Origin of the sequence: Streptomyces sp. NPDC051105 (assembly GCF_040682795.1) — a bacterium.
In the GTDB taxonomy this organism is placed as follows: Bacteria; Actinomycetota; Actinomycetes; order Streptomycetales; family Streptomycetaceae; genus Streptomyces.
This window is the reverse complement of the sequence record NZ_JBFBBR010000001.1, coordinates 834,212-850,268: the sequence shown is the minus strand read 5'-3', so window position 1 is coordinate 850,268 and position 16,057 is coordinate 834,212. Positions and strand designations below refer to the sequence as shown.

The window sequence follows — 16,057 nt, the reverse complement described above, 5'->3', positions numbered from 1 at the left end:
GTGCCGCCATGTCGTCGCCCCGGAAGATCACGAGCAGGTCGTGCGGTTTCCCCGGGCGCGACCGGAACAGAGGCTGGGTGCCTTGACCGGCAGGGGGTGCCGTGCGGTGTCCGCGGGCGGCCCGCCGGAGGGACCCCCGCGGCAGGTCTGGGTGTCCGCGAGAACGGCGCAGGCCGCCGTTCGGGCGGTGCTGAGAAGGACGGCGGCATGACGGCGGAGGCCGTGTGTCCGCGAACCGGCTCAGGCTCCGTCTTCCGGGCCGCGCCCCGAGCCACCCTCGTACGGGGCGGGGTGCCCGTCGTCCCTGGTCCGTCGGCGAGGAGGCGGCGGCCGCGACGGGCCACTTTCACGACCGCCTACTCTTGACTCATGACCAGCAGCAGTGACCGGAGCGCGGCAGTGGACGTTCTTTCATCTAAAACCTATGAAATCCGCACGTACGGGTGCCAGATGAACGTCCACGACTCCGAGCGATTGTCCGGGCTGCTGGAGGAGGCGGGATACGTCCGCGCCCCCGAGGGCTCCGACGGCGACGCCGATGTCGTCGTCTTCAACACCTGCGCCGTCCGGGAGAACGCCGACAACCGCCTCTACGGCAATCTCGGCCGCCTCGCCCCGATGAAGACGAAGCGCCCCGGCATGCAGATCGCGGTCGGCGGCTGCCTCGCCCAGAAGGACCGCGACACCATCGTGAAGAAGGCCCCCTGGGTCGACGTCGTCTTCGGCACGCACAACATCGGCAAGCTGCCGGTCCTGCTGGAGCGCGCCCGGGTGCAGGAAGAGGCGCAGGTCGAGATCGCCGAGTCGCTGGAGGCGTTCCCCTCCACGCTGCCGACCCGGCGCGAGAGCGCGTACGCGGCCTGGGTCTCGATCTCCGTCGGCTGCAACAACACCTGCACCTTCTGCATCGTCCCGGCGCTGCGCGGCAAGGAGAAGGACCGCCGCACCGGCGACATTCTCGCCGAAATCGAGGCACTGGTCGGCGAGGGCGTCTCCGAGATCACCCTGCTCGGCCAGAACGTCAACGCGTACGGCTCCGACATCGGCGACCGCGAGGCCTTCAGCAAGCTGCTGCGGGCCTGCGGAACCATCGACGGCCTGGAGCGGGTCCGCTTCACCTCCCCGCACCCCCGTGACTTCACGGACGACGTGATCGCGGCCATGGCGGAGACCCCGAACGTCATGCCTCAGCTCCACATGCCGCTCCAGTCCGGCTCGGACACCGTCCTGAAGGCGATGCGCCGCTCGTACCGGCAGGACCGCTACCTCGGGATCATCGAGAAGGTCCGGGCCGCCATCCCGCACGCCGCGATCACCACGGACATCATCGTGGGCTTCCCCGGCGAGACCGAGGAGGACTTCGAGCAGACCCTGCACGCGGTCCGCGAGGCCCGCTTCACCCAGGCCTTCACCTTCCAGTACTCCAAGCGGCCCGGCACCCCGGCCGCGACCATGGAGAACCAGATCCCCAAGGAGGTCGTCCAGGCGCGTTACGAGCGTCTCGTCGCCCTTCAGGAGGAGATCTCCTGGGACGAGAACAAGAAGCAGGTCGGCCGCACCCTGGAGCTGATGGTCGCCGAGGGTGAGGGCCGCAAGGACGGCGCCACCCACCGCCTCTCCGGCCGGGCCCCCGACAACCGTCTGGTCCACTTCACCAAGCCCGACCAGGAGGTCCGCCCCGGCGACGTCGTCACGGTCGAGATCACCTACGCCGCCCCCCACCACCTCCTCGCCGAGGGTGCCGTACTGGACGTGCGCCGGACCCGCGCGGGCGACGCCTGGGAGAAGCGCAACGCCGCCCAGGCCGCCAAGCCGGCGGGCGTGCTGCTGGGGCTGCCGAAGATCGGGGTGCCGGAGCCGCTGCCGGTGGCCTCGGGAAGCGGCTGCGGCTGCGACTGACGGGCTGCCACAATACGGGCGGAAAGGAGCATCACATGTTGCCGTACCGAGTTGCGTTCACCGAAGAGGCCGCCCAAGTGCGCGACAGCCTGCCCGCCGACCGGCGTGACGTGCTGGAACGCGGCCTGGCCATACTGGTGACCGACCCGCGGCACAAGCTCTCCCATCCCGTCCGCGGCGACGAGACAACGCGGGAGATCGCCCTCTCGCGCAACCTCTTCATCGAGTACGTGATCAGCGACGGCAAGCTCGTCGTGCTGGTGCTCACGTTGATCGACCTGACCGACGTGCTGATCGAGGACTGACCAGGGGCGACCGCCGCCGCCGACTGACCTTCGGCGGCCGTCGCCGCTACTCTGCCGATCATGCTTGTCGCCGCCGCAGTCTGCCCCTGCCCCCCGCTCCTCGTGCCCGAGGTCGCCGCGGGTGCCGCCCCCGAGCTGGACGGCACCCGTGCCGCCTGCGCGGACGCGCTGGGCGTGCTCGCCGCCGCGCGCCCCGACCTGCTGGTGGTGGTCGGGCCCGCGAAGGAGACCGGGCGGGGCGTGTTCTCGCAGGGCAGCCGGGGCTCCTTCCGCGGCTTCGGCGTCGATGTCGACGTACAGCTCGGGAGCGGCGAGGCCGGTGAGCGGGAGCTGCCGCCCTCGCTCGCCGTCGGCGCCTGGCTGCTGGAGCGCACCGGGTGGGCCGACGCGCCGATCGAGGGGCTGGGCGTGGGCGAACCCCTGGAGGCCGAACGGTGTGTCCGTACCGGCCGGGAGATCGCCGACCGGGCCGCGCGGGTGGCGATGCTGGTCATGGGCGACGCCAGCGCCTGCCGCACCCTCAAGGCGCCCGGCTACCTCGACGAGCGGGCGGCCCCCTTCGACGCCGAGGCGGCCCGCGCGCTCGGCACCGCCGACCTCGCGGCGATCAAGGCCCTCGACGCCGACCTGGCGTACCAGCTCAAGGTCTCGGGCCGGGCCCCCTGGCAGGTCCTGGCCGGCGCGGCCGAGGACGCGGGCCTCGCCGGGGCGCTGCTCCACGACGACGTGCCCTACGGCGTCTGCTACCTGGTGGCGGCCTGGTCCTGACCACCTCGCGAAACGGCGGACGGCCGGGAGTCGGGTGACTCTCGGCCGTCCGCCGATCTGCGTGGTCCGCCCGGCTCAGGGAGCCGGTGGCGGGCTCTCCGGCCGGGTCGGCGCGGTGGGGCCGGTCGCGTCCGGGTGCACAAACCGGTCCATGGCGTCCTTGGCCCTGCCCGTACCCGTCTGGATCTTGTCGCTGTACTTGCCCTTGGTCTTCTCGTCGACGACCCGCGCGGCCTTGTCGATGCCGTGCTGGAGCTTGTCGATCTTGTCCTCGTGCTGTTGCGCGAGGTCAGAGACCCGGTCCTTGGCCGGGGCGAGTTTGGCCTTCAAATTGTCCAAAAGACCCATGGCTACCTTCCCTATGGCTTCCCTCGCGGGCCGCTATGTGCGGGCGCCCTCGCCGACCTCGTTGTCGGCGGCCTCCTTGGCGGACTGCTGCTTCGGGATCTCGGTGCTCTCGGCGTCGGCGACCGCGACGGGCTCCGGTTCCGTCCGCACCTCCGTGCTCCCGTCGCCGTCCTCGCCCGGCTCCTTCGCCGCCGTCGCCCCGGCCGCCTCCTCCGCCGCGATGTCCGCCGTCTCCTCCGCCGCGTCCTCCGCAGCGCTCTCCACGGCGTTCTTCACTGTGGCCTCCGCCGCCGACCCGTCCGGCTCGGTACCGGCCGGCGCCTCGGTGTCCGGCTCCTCCGTGACCTTCGACTTCTTCCCGAGGAATCGTGCAAAAACGCCCATATCCACTCCATACGTTACTCGCGTGAGCGAAATCCCGCGTGACCCGGTGCGTCCGTTTGCGTCACCCCGGTCACCGCCTCTCGCCGGCGGCGGGAACCTCGCAACGGGCAACGAAGCCGGACACGGACTGTCACGTAACTCGTTCGAGACCCGCCCCCGAGGTTTGCGAGACTGGTGCGGTGAGCAGCGCACCCCCCGCCCCCCGTGTCATCGCCGTCGTCGGCCCCACCGCGGCCGGAAAGTCCGACCTCGGCGTCTTCCTGGCCCAACGGCTCGGCGGCGAGGTCGTCAACGCCGACTCCATGCAGCTGTACCAGGGGATGGACATCGGCACCGCCAAGCTGACGCCCGAGGAGCGCGCCGACGTGCCGCACCACCTGCTCGACATCTGGGACGTGACGGTCACGGCCTCCGTCGCCGAGTACCAGCGGCTCGCCCGCGCCCGTATCGACGCCCTGCTCGCCGAGGGCCGCTGGCCGGTCCTGGTCGGCGGCTCCGGGCTCTACATCCGCGGCGCCGTCGACAACCTGGAGTTCCCCGGCACCGACCCCGAGGTCAGGGGCCGCCTGGAGGAGGAACTCGCGCTGCGCGGCTCCGGCGCCCTGCACGCCCGGCTGTGCGCCGCCGACCCCGAGGCCGGCCGTGCCATCCTGCCCAGCAACGGGCGCCGCATCGTCCGGGCCCTGGAGGTGATCGAGATCACCGGCCGGCCCTTCACCGCCAACCTGCCGGGCCATGACTCGGTCTACGACACCGTCCAGATCGGTGTCGACGTGGCCCGCCCCGAACTCGACGAACGCATCGCGCTGCGTGTCGACCGGATGTGGGAGGCCGGACTGGTGGACGAGGTGCGCGCACTGGAGGCGCACGGCCTGCGCGAGGGCCGTACGGCGTCGCGCGCGCTCGGCTACCAGCAGGTCCTCACGGCGCTCGCCGGGGAGTGCACGGAAGCGGAAGCACGCGCCGAGACCGTTCGTGCGACCAAGCGCTTCGCGCGCCGTCAGGATTCGTGGTTCAGGCGCGACCCCCGGGTGCACTGGTTGAGTGGGGCCGCGGCGGACCGCGAGGAACTTCCGCGGCTGGCCCTGGCGTTGCTCGAACGACCGGTCACAGCCTGATCACGTCATGGCATCGGGATGCGCCACCGGTCATCGGGGCCTCCGGCGCCGTGCCATCATCGAGCTTCGATCGCAAGTGGAGTCCTAGTTGGGAGGGCGCGTGGCGATGGAGGCCGGCCCTCGCGACACCGCACGAGACACCGAGCATGTCGCCGTGGAACCGGGTGATCCGGACGACGGCGAGGACCGACTGACGCCGGACGGTCCGGACGACACGGTGGGCGGCGGGGTGACCGCCGACGGCCCCGAGCCGGAGGAGATGTTCACCAGCGGCCCCGAGGTCGAGGTCGAGCTCCGTCCGCAGCGTCGTCTGCGCCTGTGGCAGCTGACCCCGATCGTGGGCCTGGCCGCGGTGGGTTCCCTGATGTTCGCCTTCCCGCTGGCCTTCGACTTCGGCGACAGCGGCGCGGTGATCGCGATGCTGGGTCTGCTGATCTGCTCCTGCGCGGCGGGCTGGGGAATGATGGCGGCCCGCCGGGTGGGCTACACCCTGCCGGGCTTCCCCGCGAGGGGCTCGGACCGCAGGCCCGACTGGCGCGTGGTGATCGGATACGTGGTCCTGGTGGCGCTCGTGGTCGTCCTGGCTGTCTGGCGAGTGGCGCGACTGCGCTGAAAAACGCCCTGGACCGGGGCGCCCCACAGGGGCGCGGGGCTGGATGGGGTACGCGGCCTCGCCGCGTGGGCGCCAGCAGCCCCCACCGGCCCGCAGCCAGACCACCGCGCACCCCTCCCTTACCCTCGAAGAATGAGCATCCCCTTCCTCAAGGGCCACGGCACCGAGAACGACTTCGTGATCGTCCCGGACCCGGACAACGCCCTGGACCTCACCCCGGCCGCCGTGACCGCCCTGTGCGACCGCCGGTCAGGCATCGGCGCGGACGGTGTGCTGCACGTCGTCCGGTCCGCCGCGCACCCCGAGGCCGAGAGGATGGCCGCCGACGCGGAGTGGTTCATGGACTACCGCAACGGCGACGGCTCGATCGCCGAGATGTGCGGCAACGGCGTCCGCGTCTTCGCCCGCTACCTCCAGCACGCCGGTCACGTCACGGAGGGTGACCTCGCCGTCGCCACCCGCGGCGGCGTGAAGACCGTCCACGTCGCCAAGGACGGCGACATCACCGTGGGCATGGGCAGCGCCCGGCTCCCCGAGAGCGACGTCACGGTGAGCGTCGGCGACCGCAGCTGGCCCGCCCGGAACGTGAACATGGGCAACCCGCACGCCGTCGCCTTCGTCGAGGACCTCGCGCACGCCGGCGACCTGTACAGCCCGCCCCCCTTCAGCCCCCCGTCGGCCTACCCCGAAGGGGTCAACGTCGAGTTCGTCGTCGACCGAGGTCCTCGCCACGTCGCGATGCGCGTGCACGAGCGCGGCTCCGGCGAGACCCGCTCCTGCGGCACCGGCGCCTGCGCGGTCGCCGTGGCCACCGCCCGCCGCGACGGCGCCGACCCCGCCGTCACCGGAACCCCGGCGACGTACACCGTGGACGTGCCCGGCGGACGTCTCGTCATCACCGAGCGACCCGACGGCGAGATCGAGATGACGGGCCCAGCCGTGATTGTGGCCGAGGGCGAGATCGACGCCGATTGGCTGGAAAACGCCGTCCGTTGAACCGGCCCGACGTCGTGAACCGTGGTCGGGGGCGTCGTACAACATCCGGATCCATGGCCCGCGTTGCCCCCGATGGCGAGAAACGTCGACCACCCCCCGAACAGGTGGCGCAAAATCGTAAACCTCCAAGTCGTCGCTCGAATGGGTGATCCGTTTCACGCTGGGCGAGAGGCGGTCAGTCGGGCGTGTTGGGCTCGGTAGCATCAAGCACCGGCACGGACGGGGGAATGTCACCAATCCCTGAGCCGTGTATGCCCTGGGGCCCCGTCCGCCGGTCCACGAGCCGGAGGTGCCCATGAGTGCGGAGGCCACGAACCCTGCGACGCCCGGACCTGTAGTGCCCACAGCGGCCCGCAGGAAGGCCCGCCCCCGGATCGACCTGCGCCGGCTCGGCCGGGCCGCGCTCCTCGGCAACGCGGCCCGCGGCAAGCTGCCCGACGCCATCGGCCATGTCGCCGAGGCGCACCGCGCCCACTACCCCGACGCCGACCTCGAACCCCTGCGCCGTGCCTACGTACTGGCCGAGTCATCGCACCGCGGCCAGATGCGCAAGAGCGGCGAGCCGTACATCACCCACCCCCTCGCGGTCACCCTGATCCTGGCCGAACTCGGCGCCGAGACCACGACCCTGACGGCCTCTCTGCTCCACGACACCGTCGAGGACACCGATGTGACCCTCGACCAGGTGCGGGAACAGTTCGGCGAGGAGGTCCGTTACCTGGTCGACGGGGTGACGAAACTCGAGAAGGTCGACTACGGGGCCGCCGCCGAACCCGAGACGTTCCGGAAGATGCTCGTCGCCACCGGCAGCGACGTCCGCGTGATGTCGATCAAGCTCGCCGACCGGCTGCACAACATGCGCACCCTCGGCGTGATGCGCCCCGAGAAGCAGGAGCGGATCGCCAAGGTCACCCGTGACGTCCTCATCCCGCTCGCCGAACGGCTCGGCGTGCAGGCCCTGAAGACCGAGCTGGAGGACCTGGTCTTCGCCATCCTGCACCCCGAGGAGTACGCGCACACACGAGAGCTGATCGCCGAGAACGCGGCCCGCGCGGACGACCCCCTCGCGGAGATCTCCGACGAGGTGCGCGGGGTGCTGCGCGACGCCGACATCCCCGCCGAAGTCCTCATCCGGCCACGCCACTTCGTCTCCGTCCACCGCGTCAGCCGCAAACGCGGCGAACTGCGCGGCGCCGACTTCGGCCGGCTGCTGGTGCTGGTCAACGAGGACGCGGACTGTTACGCCGTGCTCGGCGAACTGCACACCTGTCTGACCCCGGTGGTCTCGGAGTTCAAGGACTTCATCGCCGTACCGAAGTTCAACCTGTACCAGTCGCTGCACACGGCGGTGGCCCGCGCCGACGGGCAGGTCGCCGAAGTCCTCATCCGCACCCACCAGATGCACAAGGTCGCCGAGGCCGGTGTCGTCGCCCTCGGCAACCCCTACGCCCCGGCCGCCGACGCGCCCGGCTCCGAGGCCCCGGCCGACGGCGAGCGTGCCGACCCGACCCGTCCCGGCTGGCTCTCCCGCCTCCTCGACTGGCAGAAGGCCGCGCCGGACGCCGACACCTTCTGGTCCACCCTCCGCGAGGACCTCGCCCAGGACCGCGAGATCACCGTCTTCCGCCCCGACGGCGGCACCCTCGGCCTCCCCGAGGGCGCCACCTGCGTCGACGCCGCCTACGCCCAGTACGGCGAGGACGCGCACGCCTGCATCGGCGCCCGGGTCAACGGCCGCCTGGCCACCCTCAGCACCGTCCTCAAGGACGGTGACACCGTCCAGCTGCTGATGGGCCAGGACCCGGCCTCCGAACCCTCCCGGGAGTGGCTGGAGCACGCCCACACGCCCGCCGCGCGCATCGCCATCCAGCGCTGGCTCGCCACCCACCCGGACAGCACCGAAGAGCCCCACGCCCCCGTGGCCGTACCCACGCGCCCGATCCCGGAGCCCCAGGCACCCACGCCCCGCACCGCCAGCGCCGTGGTCGTCGACCGGCCCGACGCGACCGTACGGCTGGCCGGCTGCTGCACCCCCGTACCGCCCGACGAGGTCACCGGCTTCGCCGTGCGCGGGGGAGTGGTCACCGTGCACCGCGTGGCCTGCGCCTCGGTGGCGCACATGAAGGGCACCGGGCGCCCGGAAACCGCCGTGAGCTGGGGTGACAGCACCGCCTGCCGGGTCACCCTGGTCGCCGAATCGTTCGGCCGCCCCCATCTGCTCGCCGACCTCACCGAGGCGATGGCCCAGGAGGGCGCCGAGATCGTCTCGGCCACCGTGGAACCACCCAGCCAGCAGCGCGTCCGCCACACCTACACCGTCGAGCTCCCCGACGCGGCCCACCTGCCCGCCCTGATGCGCGCGATGCGCAACGTGGCCGGGGTGTACGACGTCGACCGAGCGCAACACCAGTGAGGCGGCCGTCCGAGCCGACGGGAGGCCCGTCAGAGTTACTCGTTCGAGTGGATCGGGCGCGCGTCGTCACCGGGAGCCCGGAGCGCGCTGGTAGCGGTGGTTCATGTCGCTCACCCTCCGCGCCCGTCGGCCCCGGCGCCGGCACACCGCTCTGCTCGCCTCCGCCGTCTCCGTAGTCCTGCTCGGCGCGAGCGCGCCGCCGACGTCGCTGGGCGTCGGCGACCGGCTCTTCCCGTACCTCGGAAACCCGGGGTACGACGTGGCGTCGTACGACCTCTCCTTCACCTATCCCGGCAGCAACGACAAGCCGCTCCAGGCCGTGACCACCATCGACGCCTGGGCCACCACCGACCTGGACCGGGTCAACCTGGACTTCGCGCACGGCAAGGTCGAGTCCGTCGAGGTCGACGGCCGGGCCGCCGCCTTCGACAGCGCCGGCGACGACCTGGTCGTCACCCCGGACCAGCCGCTGCGGCAGGGCAGCTGGACGCGGATCACCGTGAAGCACACCAGCGACCCGGTGCCCGCCAAGGGCCAGGACGGCGGCTGGGTGCGCACCACCGACGGGCTCGCCATGGCCAACCAGGCCGACGCCGCCCACCTGGTCTTCCCGTGCAACGACCACCCGTCCGACAAGGCGATGTTCACCTTCCACATCACCGCCCCGAACGGCTACACCGTGGTCGCCAACGGTCTCCCCACCGAGTCCGCCCGGGTCGGCCGGCAGACCACCTGGACCTACCGCACCCAGCACCCCATGGCCACCGAACTGGCCCAGGTCTCCATCGGCCGCTCCGCCGTACTGCACCGCACCGGCCCGCACGGCCTGCCCGTCCGGGACGTCGTCCCGAGCGCCGACGCCAAGACCCTCGAACCCTGGCTGGCCAAGACCCCGGACCAGATCGCCTGGCTGGAGAGCAAGGTCGGGACGTACCCCTTCGAGACCTACGGCGTGCTCATGGCACAGGCGTCCACCGGCTTCGAGCTGGAGACCCAGACCCTCTCCCTCTTCGAGAAGAACCTGTTCACCGGGTCCGCGTACCCCAAGTGGTACATCGAGTCGATCATGGTGCACGAGCTGTCCCACCAGTGGTTCGGCGACAGCGTCAGCCCGCACGTCTGGTCGGACGTGTGGCTGAACGAGGGCCACGCCACCTGGTACGAGGCGCTGTACGCGGAGGAGAAGGGCAACCGGCCCATGATCGACCGGATGAAGGCCGCCTACGGCGCCTCCGACCGCTGGCGCGCCGCCGGCGGCCCGCCCGCCCTGCCCAAGGCGCCCGACCCCGGCCAGAAGATCAGCATCTTCCGACCCAACATCTATGACGGCGCCGCCCTCGCCCTCTACGCCCTGCGCCAGGAGATCGGCAAGCCCGCCTTCGAGCGCCTGGAGCGGATCTGGGTGCAGCGCCACAAGGACGCCACCGCCACCACCGCCGACTTCGTGAAGCTGGCCTCCGCGGTCGCGAACCGTGACCTCACCGGCTTCTTCGACGCCTGGCTGTACGGTGAGAAGACCCCGCCGATGCCCGGCCACCCGGACTGGAAGCAGACCCCGGCCCCGGCCAAGCAGGCCAAGAAGTGACGGCAGCGCGGCCCCCGGAATAACACGGTGCCGTGACGGGTCGTACCGTGCGACCATCATGGGGTCGGCGCGGTACGGGTCACGGGGAATCTCCCGGGGTACTCGTACGTTGAGCAAGTGAACGCCGATTTCGGCATCCCTATCGACGTAAGGATCAAATGACCTCCTCTTCTTCCCCTTCCCAGGACACCAGGCGCCTCGCGCAGGACTACCCCGAAGGTCTTCGGGCCGATGCCCTGATGGAAGAGGACGTCGCCTGGAGCCACGAGATCGACGGAGAGCGGGACGGCGACCAGTTCGACCGCTCCGAGCGCGCGGCCCTGCGCCGCGTGGTGGGCCTCTCCACGGAGCTCGAGGACGTCACCGAGGTCGAGTACCGACAGCTCCGTCTGGAGCGGGTCGTGCTGGTCGGGGTGTGGACCACGGGCACCGTGCAGGACGCGGACAACTCCCTCGCGGAGCTGGCCGCCCTCGCCGAGACGGCGGGTGCGCTGGTGCTCGACGGTGTCATCCAGCGCCGCGACAAGCCTGACGCGGCCACCTACATCGGCTCCGGCAAGGCCCTGGAGCTGCGCGACATCGTCGTCGAAACGGGCGCGGACACCGTCATCTGCGACGGTGAGCTGAGCCCGGGCCAGCTGATCCAGCTGGAGGACGTCGTCAAGGTCAAGGTCATCGACCGGACCGCCCTGATCCTGGACATCTTCGCCCAGCACGCCAAGTCCCGAGAGGGCAAGGCGCAGGTCGCGCTCGCACAGATGCAGTACATGCTGCCGCGCCTGCGAGGCTGGGGTCAGTCGCTGTCCCGGCAGATGGGCGGCGGCTCGGGCGGCGGCCTCGCCACCCGTGGTCCCGGTGAGACCAAGATCGAGACGGACCGGCGGCGGATCCGCGAGAAGATGGCGAAGATGCGCCGGGAGATCGCGGAGATGAAGACCGGCCGCGACATCAAGCGGCAGGAGCGCAAGCGCCACAAGGTGCCGTCCGTCGCCATCGCGGGCTACACCAACGCCGGCAAGTCCTCGCTGCTCAACCGCCTCACCGGCGCCGGTGTCCTGGTCGAGAACGCCCTGTTCGCGACCCTGGACCCGACGGTCCGCCGCGCGGAGACCCCGAGCGGCCGCCTCTACACGCTGGCCGACACCGTCGGCTTCGTGCGCCACCTGCCCCACCACCTGGTCGAGGCGTTCCGTTCCACCATGGAGGAGGTCGGCGACGCCGATCTGATCCTGCACGTGGTCGACGGCTCGCACCCGGTACCGGAGGAGCAGCTGGCCGCCGTGCGGGAGGTGATCAGGGACGTCGGTGCCACCGACGTACCCGAGGTCGTGGTGATCAACAAGGCGGACGCGACCGACCCGCTGGTCCTCCAACGGCTGCTGCGCAACGAGAAGCGCTCCCTCGCGGTCTCGGCCCGCACCGGCCAGGGCATCCAGGAACTCCTCGCCCTGATCGACGACGAGCTGCCCCGCCCGTCGGTCGAGATCGAGGCCCTGGTGCCGTACACCCACGGCAAGCTGGTCGCCCGCGCCCACAACGAGGGCGAGGTCCTCTCGGAAGAGCACACCGCCGAGGGCACCCTGCTCAAGGTCCGGGTCCACGAGGAACTGGCGGCGGAACTGACGCCGTACGTCCCGACGCCGGCGGTGTAACGACTGCTGAGATGAGGCCCGCCCCCTTGCAAGGGGGCGGGCCTCATGTCTTTGTCATTTAGGGGCGCGGGGCAGTGTCGATATACGGCTCCGCCGCAGGGGCGCGATCAGCCACGATGGCGAGTCAGCCGACCGAGCACACGGCGTGCCACGGCGAGTCGGCGACCCCCACCACCCTCACTGATCAGCAAACTCCTTGCTCACCGCCTCATACACACCCTTGGCCACATCACCGAACCGCGGCCCGGCCAGCCACCCCGAACTCACCGGTCCGATCGACGTGTTGGACACCAGCGCCGGCTTGCCGTCGGCACCCGTCTCCACCCAGCCGCCACCCGACGCCCCGCCGGTCATCGTGCAGCCGATCCGGTACATCGTCGGCGCCGATGCGTCGACGGACAGCCGCCCCGGCTTGTCCGCGCACTGGTACAGCAGCGACCCGTCGTAGGGCTTCGCCGCCGGATACCCGGTGGCCGTGATGCTCGACACCTTCGGAACGGCCGGGGCGCCGAAGTTCACCGGAAGCGCCGAACCGACCGTCTCCTCGAGGGACTTGCCGCCACTGCCCTGCTCCGGCGTCACATGGATCACCGCGTAGTCGTACGACGAGCCGTCGCCGCCCGTCTCCCCGCCCTGGTTGATCCACTGCTGCGAGGTCTGCGCCCCATCACCCCACCAGACGCCGTACGGCGCGATCTGGGAGCGCGTCGCCTGCGTGAGCGCCGTGCCCGTCAGCCCCTGGTCGTTGTACGACGGCACGAACGCGATGTTGCGGTACCAGCCGCCGTTCTTGCCGGCGTGCACACAATGGCCCGCCGTCCACACCAGGTTGGACTTGCCGGGGTGCGCGGGGTCCTCGACGACCGTCGCCGAGCAGACCATCGTGCCCTCGGGGGAGTCGAAGAACACCTTCCCGGCGGTGGCCGCGTTGGCGTGGTACGTCGTCCGCACGGCCTTCGCCTCGACCGGGTCCGGCGTCGGGTCGGTCACCCCCTGGTCACCGGAGAGGTCGTTGTCGTCTACGCCCTTGTCCTGGTCCGGGTCGTCGGCGTGCCGCATCCGGTCCGGGTTCCACAGGCCCTTGATGATGGGGTTGATGAAGTCGTTGGCCTCGCGCAGCCAGTCGTCCTTGTTCCAGTTCTTCCAGGCGCCGTTCTTCCACTTGTCGACGTCGATCCCGTGCTCTTTGAGCTTGTTCTTGATGTCGTCCGGGATCTTGATCTTGCCGTCGCCGGTGTCGGCCGTGGCGGACGCGGACGCCGGGCCGCCCGCGTTGTCGTCGCCGGAGCTGTCGCAGGCGGTGGCGGTCAGCGCCAGCGCCGAGGCGAGGGCGGCGGCCGCCAGCGCCCGGGGCGCGCCCCTTCGAAGGGTGGACGACGGCCGGATGGATCGCATGGTGGTGACTCCCCCTGTCGGTAAGGAACTTCAGCGCCACACACTATGCGCTCGCTGTGCGGGGCTTCCCATGGAAGGGCAACGGTTTCGCTACGGGCCCGCCGCCCGGACAACCCCTCTCACCTGCCTCTCCGGCCTCGGCCGCCCTCAGCCGGCACGGCACCCTCACCAGCAGGTGAGCAGCGGTTCGAACTCCGGGTGGATCCAGCGCATGCAGGCGGATCCGACACATGCAGCCGGTGTCGTCGCGGGGCACGGGCGCCCTATTCGCGGTAGCGCCTGTGCGACCGGTCCGGGGCCGCACCTCCGGCCGGACGTCGTCGACCCCGGCTGGATCCAGCGCCGCGACCCAGTCGTCCCGGCCGCGGGGCGGCCGCCCAGGGGGCGGGATGCTCCGCCCCCTGTGGAAGAGGTACGCCGCGAACGCCACCGAGTCCCGGACCGCGCCGCCGAGCAGGTCCGCTGACCGGGCACCCGAGCAGCTTGCCCTGCGCATCGAGACAGGCCGCCTCCACCGGACGCGTGGTCCATCCACATGGCGGCGGGCAATATGTCGGCCGAGCTATGACTCGATTCGAATGATCTACATGTCGGTAAATGGACCTGGATTCTGTCGAGTGGCGGGCCGTTGTCCGGCAGGCCGAACGGCGACGGTGAACAGGTGAGGGGGCAGGGAAAGGGTGCGGCAAGGATCTTGAGGCAACCCGTAACCCGCCGGGCGGTCCGGGGTTGGTAGCGGTGGGGGTTCCGCTGCCTGTGCCCGGTGCCCGCCGATCAACTCGCCTCTGAACAGCGGGGAGGACAGCGAACCGTGGCCGTGACGGAGTCGGTGACCGGGGGGACGTTCGGGGGAGCGCACGCAGCGCACGAAGGGATCCTGAGACGCCAGTCGGCGCGCGAGTCGCGGGCGCGGACCTATGCGCGCGCCCTCCCCATCGTGCCGGTGCGGGCCCGCGGCCTGACCATCGAGGGCGCCGACGGCCGCCGTTACCTGGACTGCCTCTCCGGTGCCGGTACCCTCGCGCTCGGCCACAACCACCCGGTGGTGCTGGAGGCGATCCGCAAGGTCCTCGACTCCGGCGCCCCGCTCTCCGTCCTCGACCTGGCGACCCCCGTCAAGGACGCCTTCACCACCGAACTGTTCCGCACCCTGCCGCCCGGCCTCGCGGACCGCGCCCGCGTCCAGTTCTGCGGGCCCGCCGGTACGGACGCCGTGGAGGCCGCCTTCAAACTCGTCCGGGCCGCGACCGGCCGTACCGGCATCCTCGCCTTCACCGGTGCGTACCACGGCATGACCACCGGCGCGCTGGCCGCCTCCGGCGGAGCCGGCGACGTCCGCGTGGCCCGGCTGCCCTATCCCCAGGACTACCGCTGCCCGTTCGGTATCGGCGGGCCGGGCGGCGCCGAACTCGCCGCCCGCTGGACCGAGTCCGTGCTCGACGACCCCAAGTCCGGGGTCCCGCTGCCCGCCGGGATGATCCTCGAACCCGTCCAGGGCGAGGGCGGAGTGATCCCGGCACCGGATGACTGGCTCCGCCGGATGCGCCGGCTCACCGCCGACCGCACCATTCCGCTCATCGCGGACGAGATCCAGACCGGCGTGGGCAGGACCGGTGCCTTCTGGGCCGTCGAACACAGTGGGATCACCCCCGACGTGATGGTCCTCTCCAAGGCCATCGGCGGCAGCCTCCCCCTCGCCGTCGTCGTCTACCGCGACGACCTCGACGTCTGGGAACCCGGCGCCCACGCCGGCACCTTCCGCGGCAACCAACTCGCCATGGCCGCCGGCACAGCCACCCTCGCCCACGTCCGCGAGAACTGCCTCGCCGAACGCGCGGGCCACCTCGGCTCCCGAATGCTCTCCCAACTGCGTCTCCTCCAGGAGGAGTTCGCGTGCGTCGGCGATGTGCGGGGGCGGGGACTGATGATCGGGGTGGAACTGGTGGACCCGGAGGGGGAGGGGTGTACGAGGGCTGCGGGGGAGGGGGGCGTACGGACCGCGGGGGTCGCGGGGCTTGCCGGAGAGGGGTGCGAGTGGGGCGGTGCGGGTCGGCCCCGGCCGCACCCCGCCGCTCCCGAACTGGCCTCTGCCGTGCAGCGCGCTTGCCTGGATCGGGGCCTGATCGTCGAGCTCGGCGGCCGCCATGCCGGTGTCGTACGACTCCTGCCGCCGCTGACCATCACCGACGAACAGGCGACCGCCGTCCTGGACCGCCTCGCCGACGCCGTGGCGGCGGTGGCCCGTGACCCGGCCGCCCACGGCGTCCGGCAGTCTCGCCGACCCGACGGCCGCAAGGAGCCGGCCGGCTAGCCCACTCACCCGGAACGGGCCGACCGGCCACCGCGCCCGCGGTGACCCAGCCGAGCGGATCGCCCGGCGGGAACCGACCCGCTGGACCATCCGGCAGGCGCCCACCCGCCGGACCACGGTCAGCAGGTCCGCTCCCCGGCGCCGCCGCACCGCCGTGAGCAGACCGGCCGCCCGGCGCCGCCGAACCGAACCAGTCGGCCGGTGCGCCCGCAGCAGACCGTCCGGCCCGGCCGCTCCGGCCGGCCCGTGCGTGAGACCCCACATCGTCCA

General features: G+C 71.5%; 13 protein-coding genes and 1 pseudogene. 10 read left to right on the top strand and 4 right to left on the bottom strand.

From position 1 onward, the window contains the following. The first annotated feature begins 369 nt into the window (after positions 1 to 369). The 3 genes from miaB to AB0N16_RS03765 are packed head-to-tail and all read left to right on the top strand — an operon-like array spanning position 370 to position 2,972. Positions 370 to 1,899, top strand: a complete 1,530-nt coding sequence (gene miaB, locus AB0N16_RS03775) for a tRNA (N6-isopentenyl adenosine(37)-C2)-methylthiotransferase MiaB (protein WP_365792641.1) — start codon at positions 370 to 372, stop codon at positions 1,897 to 1,899. Positions 1,900 to 1,934: 35 nt separating this feature from the next. Then, complete coding sequence (locus tag AB0N16_RS03770) at positions 1,935 to 2,204, top strand: hypothetical protein (protein ID WP_318319833.1); 270 nt, start codon at positions 1,935 to 1,937, stop codon at positions 2,202 to 2,204. A gap of 60 nt (positions 2,205 to 2,264) precedes the next feature. Beyond that, on the top strand, positions 2,265 to 2,972 hold the full coding sequence (locus AB0N16_RS03765) for a class III extradiol dioxygenase subunit B-like domain-containing protein (RefSeq protein WP_365792639.1): 708 nt from the start codon (positions 2,265 to 2,267) through the stop codon (positions 2,970 to 2,972). A gap of 75 nt (positions 2,973 to 3,047) precedes the next feature. Here AB0N16_RS03765 and AB0N16_RS03760 read toward each other — a convergent pair whose 3' ends face one another. Further along, positions 3,048 to 3,320 carry an antitoxin gene (locus tag AB0N16_RS03760; protein WP_365792637.1) on the bottom strand — a complete coding sequence of 91 codons (273 nt, stop codon included), beginning with the start codon at positions 3,318 to 3,320 and terminating at the stop codon, positions 3,048 to 3,050. Positions 3,321 to 3,353: 33 nt separating this feature from the next. Continuing rightward, the gene (locus AB0N16_RS03755) at positions 3,354 to 3,704 is read right to left on the bottom strand and encodes a hypothetical protein (RefSeq protein ID WP_365792635.1); all 351 of its coding nucleotides are present in this window, start codon (positions 3,702 to 3,704) and stop codon (positions 3,354 to 3,356) included. 179 nt (positions 3,705 to 3,883) lie between these two features. Between AB0N16_RS03755 and miaA the strand changes: the two genes are divergently transcribed. The 6 genes from miaA (at position 3,884) to hflX (ending at position 12,081) form a co-directional block, all read left to right on the top strand. After that, on the top strand, positions 3,884 to 4,822 hold the full coding sequence (gene miaA / locus AB0N16_RS03750; protein WP_365792633.1) for a tRNA (adenosine(37)-N6)-dimethylallyltransferase MiaA: 939 nt from the start codon (positions 3,884 to 3,886) through the stop codon (positions 4,820 to 4,822). 106 nt (positions 4,823 to 4,928) lie between these two features. Then, positions 4,929 to 5,435 carry a hypothetical protein gene (locus tag AB0N16_RS03745; RefSeq protein WP_365792798.1) on the top strand — a complete coding sequence of 169 codons (507 nt, stop codon included), beginning with the start codon at positions 4,929 to 4,931 and terminating at the stop codon, positions 5,433 to 5,435. A 132-nt stretch (positions 5,436 to 5,567) separates the two neighbouring features. Beyond that, entirely contained in the window at positions 5,568 to 6,431 is an 864-nt protein-coding gene (gene dapF / locus AB0N16_RS03740; protein ID WP_365792631.1) for a diaminopimelate epimerase, read from the top strand. 295 nt (positions 6,432 to 6,726) lie between these two features. Further along, complete coding sequence (locus AB0N16_RS03735; protein ID WP_365792629.1) at positions 6,727 to 8,844, top strand: HD domain-containing protein; 2,118 nt, start codon at positions 6,727 to 6,729, stop codon at positions 8,842 to 8,844. Between the two features lie 103 nt (positions 8,845 to 8,947). Beyond that, a complete protein-coding gene (locus AB0N16_RS03730; protein WP_365792627.1) occupies positions 8,948 to 10,429 on the top strand; it encodes a M1 family metallopeptidase in 1,482 nt (493 codons plus the stop codon). Positions 10,430 to 10,587: 158 nt separating this feature from the next. Beyond that, the gene (gene hflX / locus AB0N16_RS03725; protein WP_365792625.1) at positions 10,588 to 12,081 is read left to right on the top strand and encodes a GTPase HflX; all 1,494 of its coding nucleotides are present in this window, start codon (positions 10,588 to 10,590) and stop codon (positions 12,079 to 12,081) included. Positions 12,082 to 12,258: 177 nt separating this feature from the next. Here the strand turns inward: hflX and AB0N16_RS03720 are convergent, their stop codons facing one another. Continuing rightward, positions 12,259 to 13,476 carry a hypothetical protein gene (locus tag AB0N16_RS03720; protein WP_365792623.1) on the bottom strand — a complete coding sequence of 406 codons (1,218 nt, stop codon included), beginning with the start codon at positions 13,474 to 13,476 and terminating at the stop codon, positions 12,259 to 12,261. Positions 13,477 to 13,798: 322 nt separating this feature from the next. Beyond that, positions 13,799 to 14,009, bottom strand: a pseudogene (locus tag AB0N16_RS03715) (glucarate dehydratase); the annotation flags it as partial. Between the two features lie 278 nt (positions 14,010 to 14,287). Here AB0N16_RS03715 and AB0N16_RS03710 point away from each other — a divergent pair. Then, complete coding sequence (locus tag AB0N16_RS03710) at positions 14,288 to 15,787, top strand: diaminobutyrate--2-oxoglutarate transaminase family protein (RefSeq protein WP_365792621.1); 1,500 nt, start codon at positions 14,288 to 14,290, stop codon at positions 15,785 to 15,787. Positions 15,788 to 16,057 lie beyond the last annotated feature (270 nt).

Excerpts from the sequence above, each read along its gene's own strand:
- miaB (WP_365792641.1), top strand. The coding sequence starts at position 370 with ATGACCAGCAGCAGTGACCGGAGCGCGGCAGTGGACGTTCTTTCATCT.
- AB0N16_RS03770 (WP_318319833.1), top strand. The coding sequence starts at position 1,935 with ATGTTGCCGTACCGAGTTGCGTTCACCGAAGAGGCCGCCCAAGTGCGC.
- AB0N16_RS03765 (WP_365792639.1), top strand. The coding sequence starts at position 2,265 with ATGCTTGTCGCCGCCGCAGTCTGCCCCTGCCCCCCGCTCCTCGTGCCC.
- AB0N16_RS03760 (WP_365792637.1), bottom strand. The coding sequence starts at position 3,320 with ATGGGTCTTTTGGACAATTTGAAGGCCAAACTCGCCCCGGCCAAGGAC.
- AB0N16_RS03755 (WP_365792635.1), bottom strand. The coding sequence starts at position 3,704 with ATGGGCGTTTTTGCACGATTCCTCGGGAAGAAGTCGAAGGTCACGGAG.
- AB0N16_RS03745 (WP_365792798.1), top strand. The coding sequence starts at position 4,929 with ATGGAGGCCGGCCCTCGCGACACCGCACGAGACACCGAGCATGTCGCC.
- dapF (WP_365792631.1), top strand. The coding sequence starts at position 5,568 with ATGAGCATCCCCTTCCTCAAGGGCCACGGCACCGAGAACGACTTCGTG.
- AB0N16_RS03735 (WP_365792629.1), top strand. The coding sequence starts at position 6,727 with ATGAGTGCGGAGGCCACGAACCCTGCGACGCCCGGACCTGTAGTGCCC.
- AB0N16_RS03730 (WP_365792627.1), top strand. The coding sequence starts at position 8,948 with ATGTCGCTCACCCTCCGCGCCCGTCGGCCCCGGCGCCGGCACACCGCT.
- hflX (WP_365792625.1), top strand. The coding sequence starts at position 10,588 with ATGACCTCCTCTTCTTCCCCTTCCCAGGACACCAGGCGCCTCGCGCAG.
- AB0N16_RS03720 (WP_365792623.1), bottom strand. The coding sequence starts at position 13,476 with ATGCGATCCATCCGGCCGTCGTCCACCCTTCGAAGGGGCGCGCCCCGG.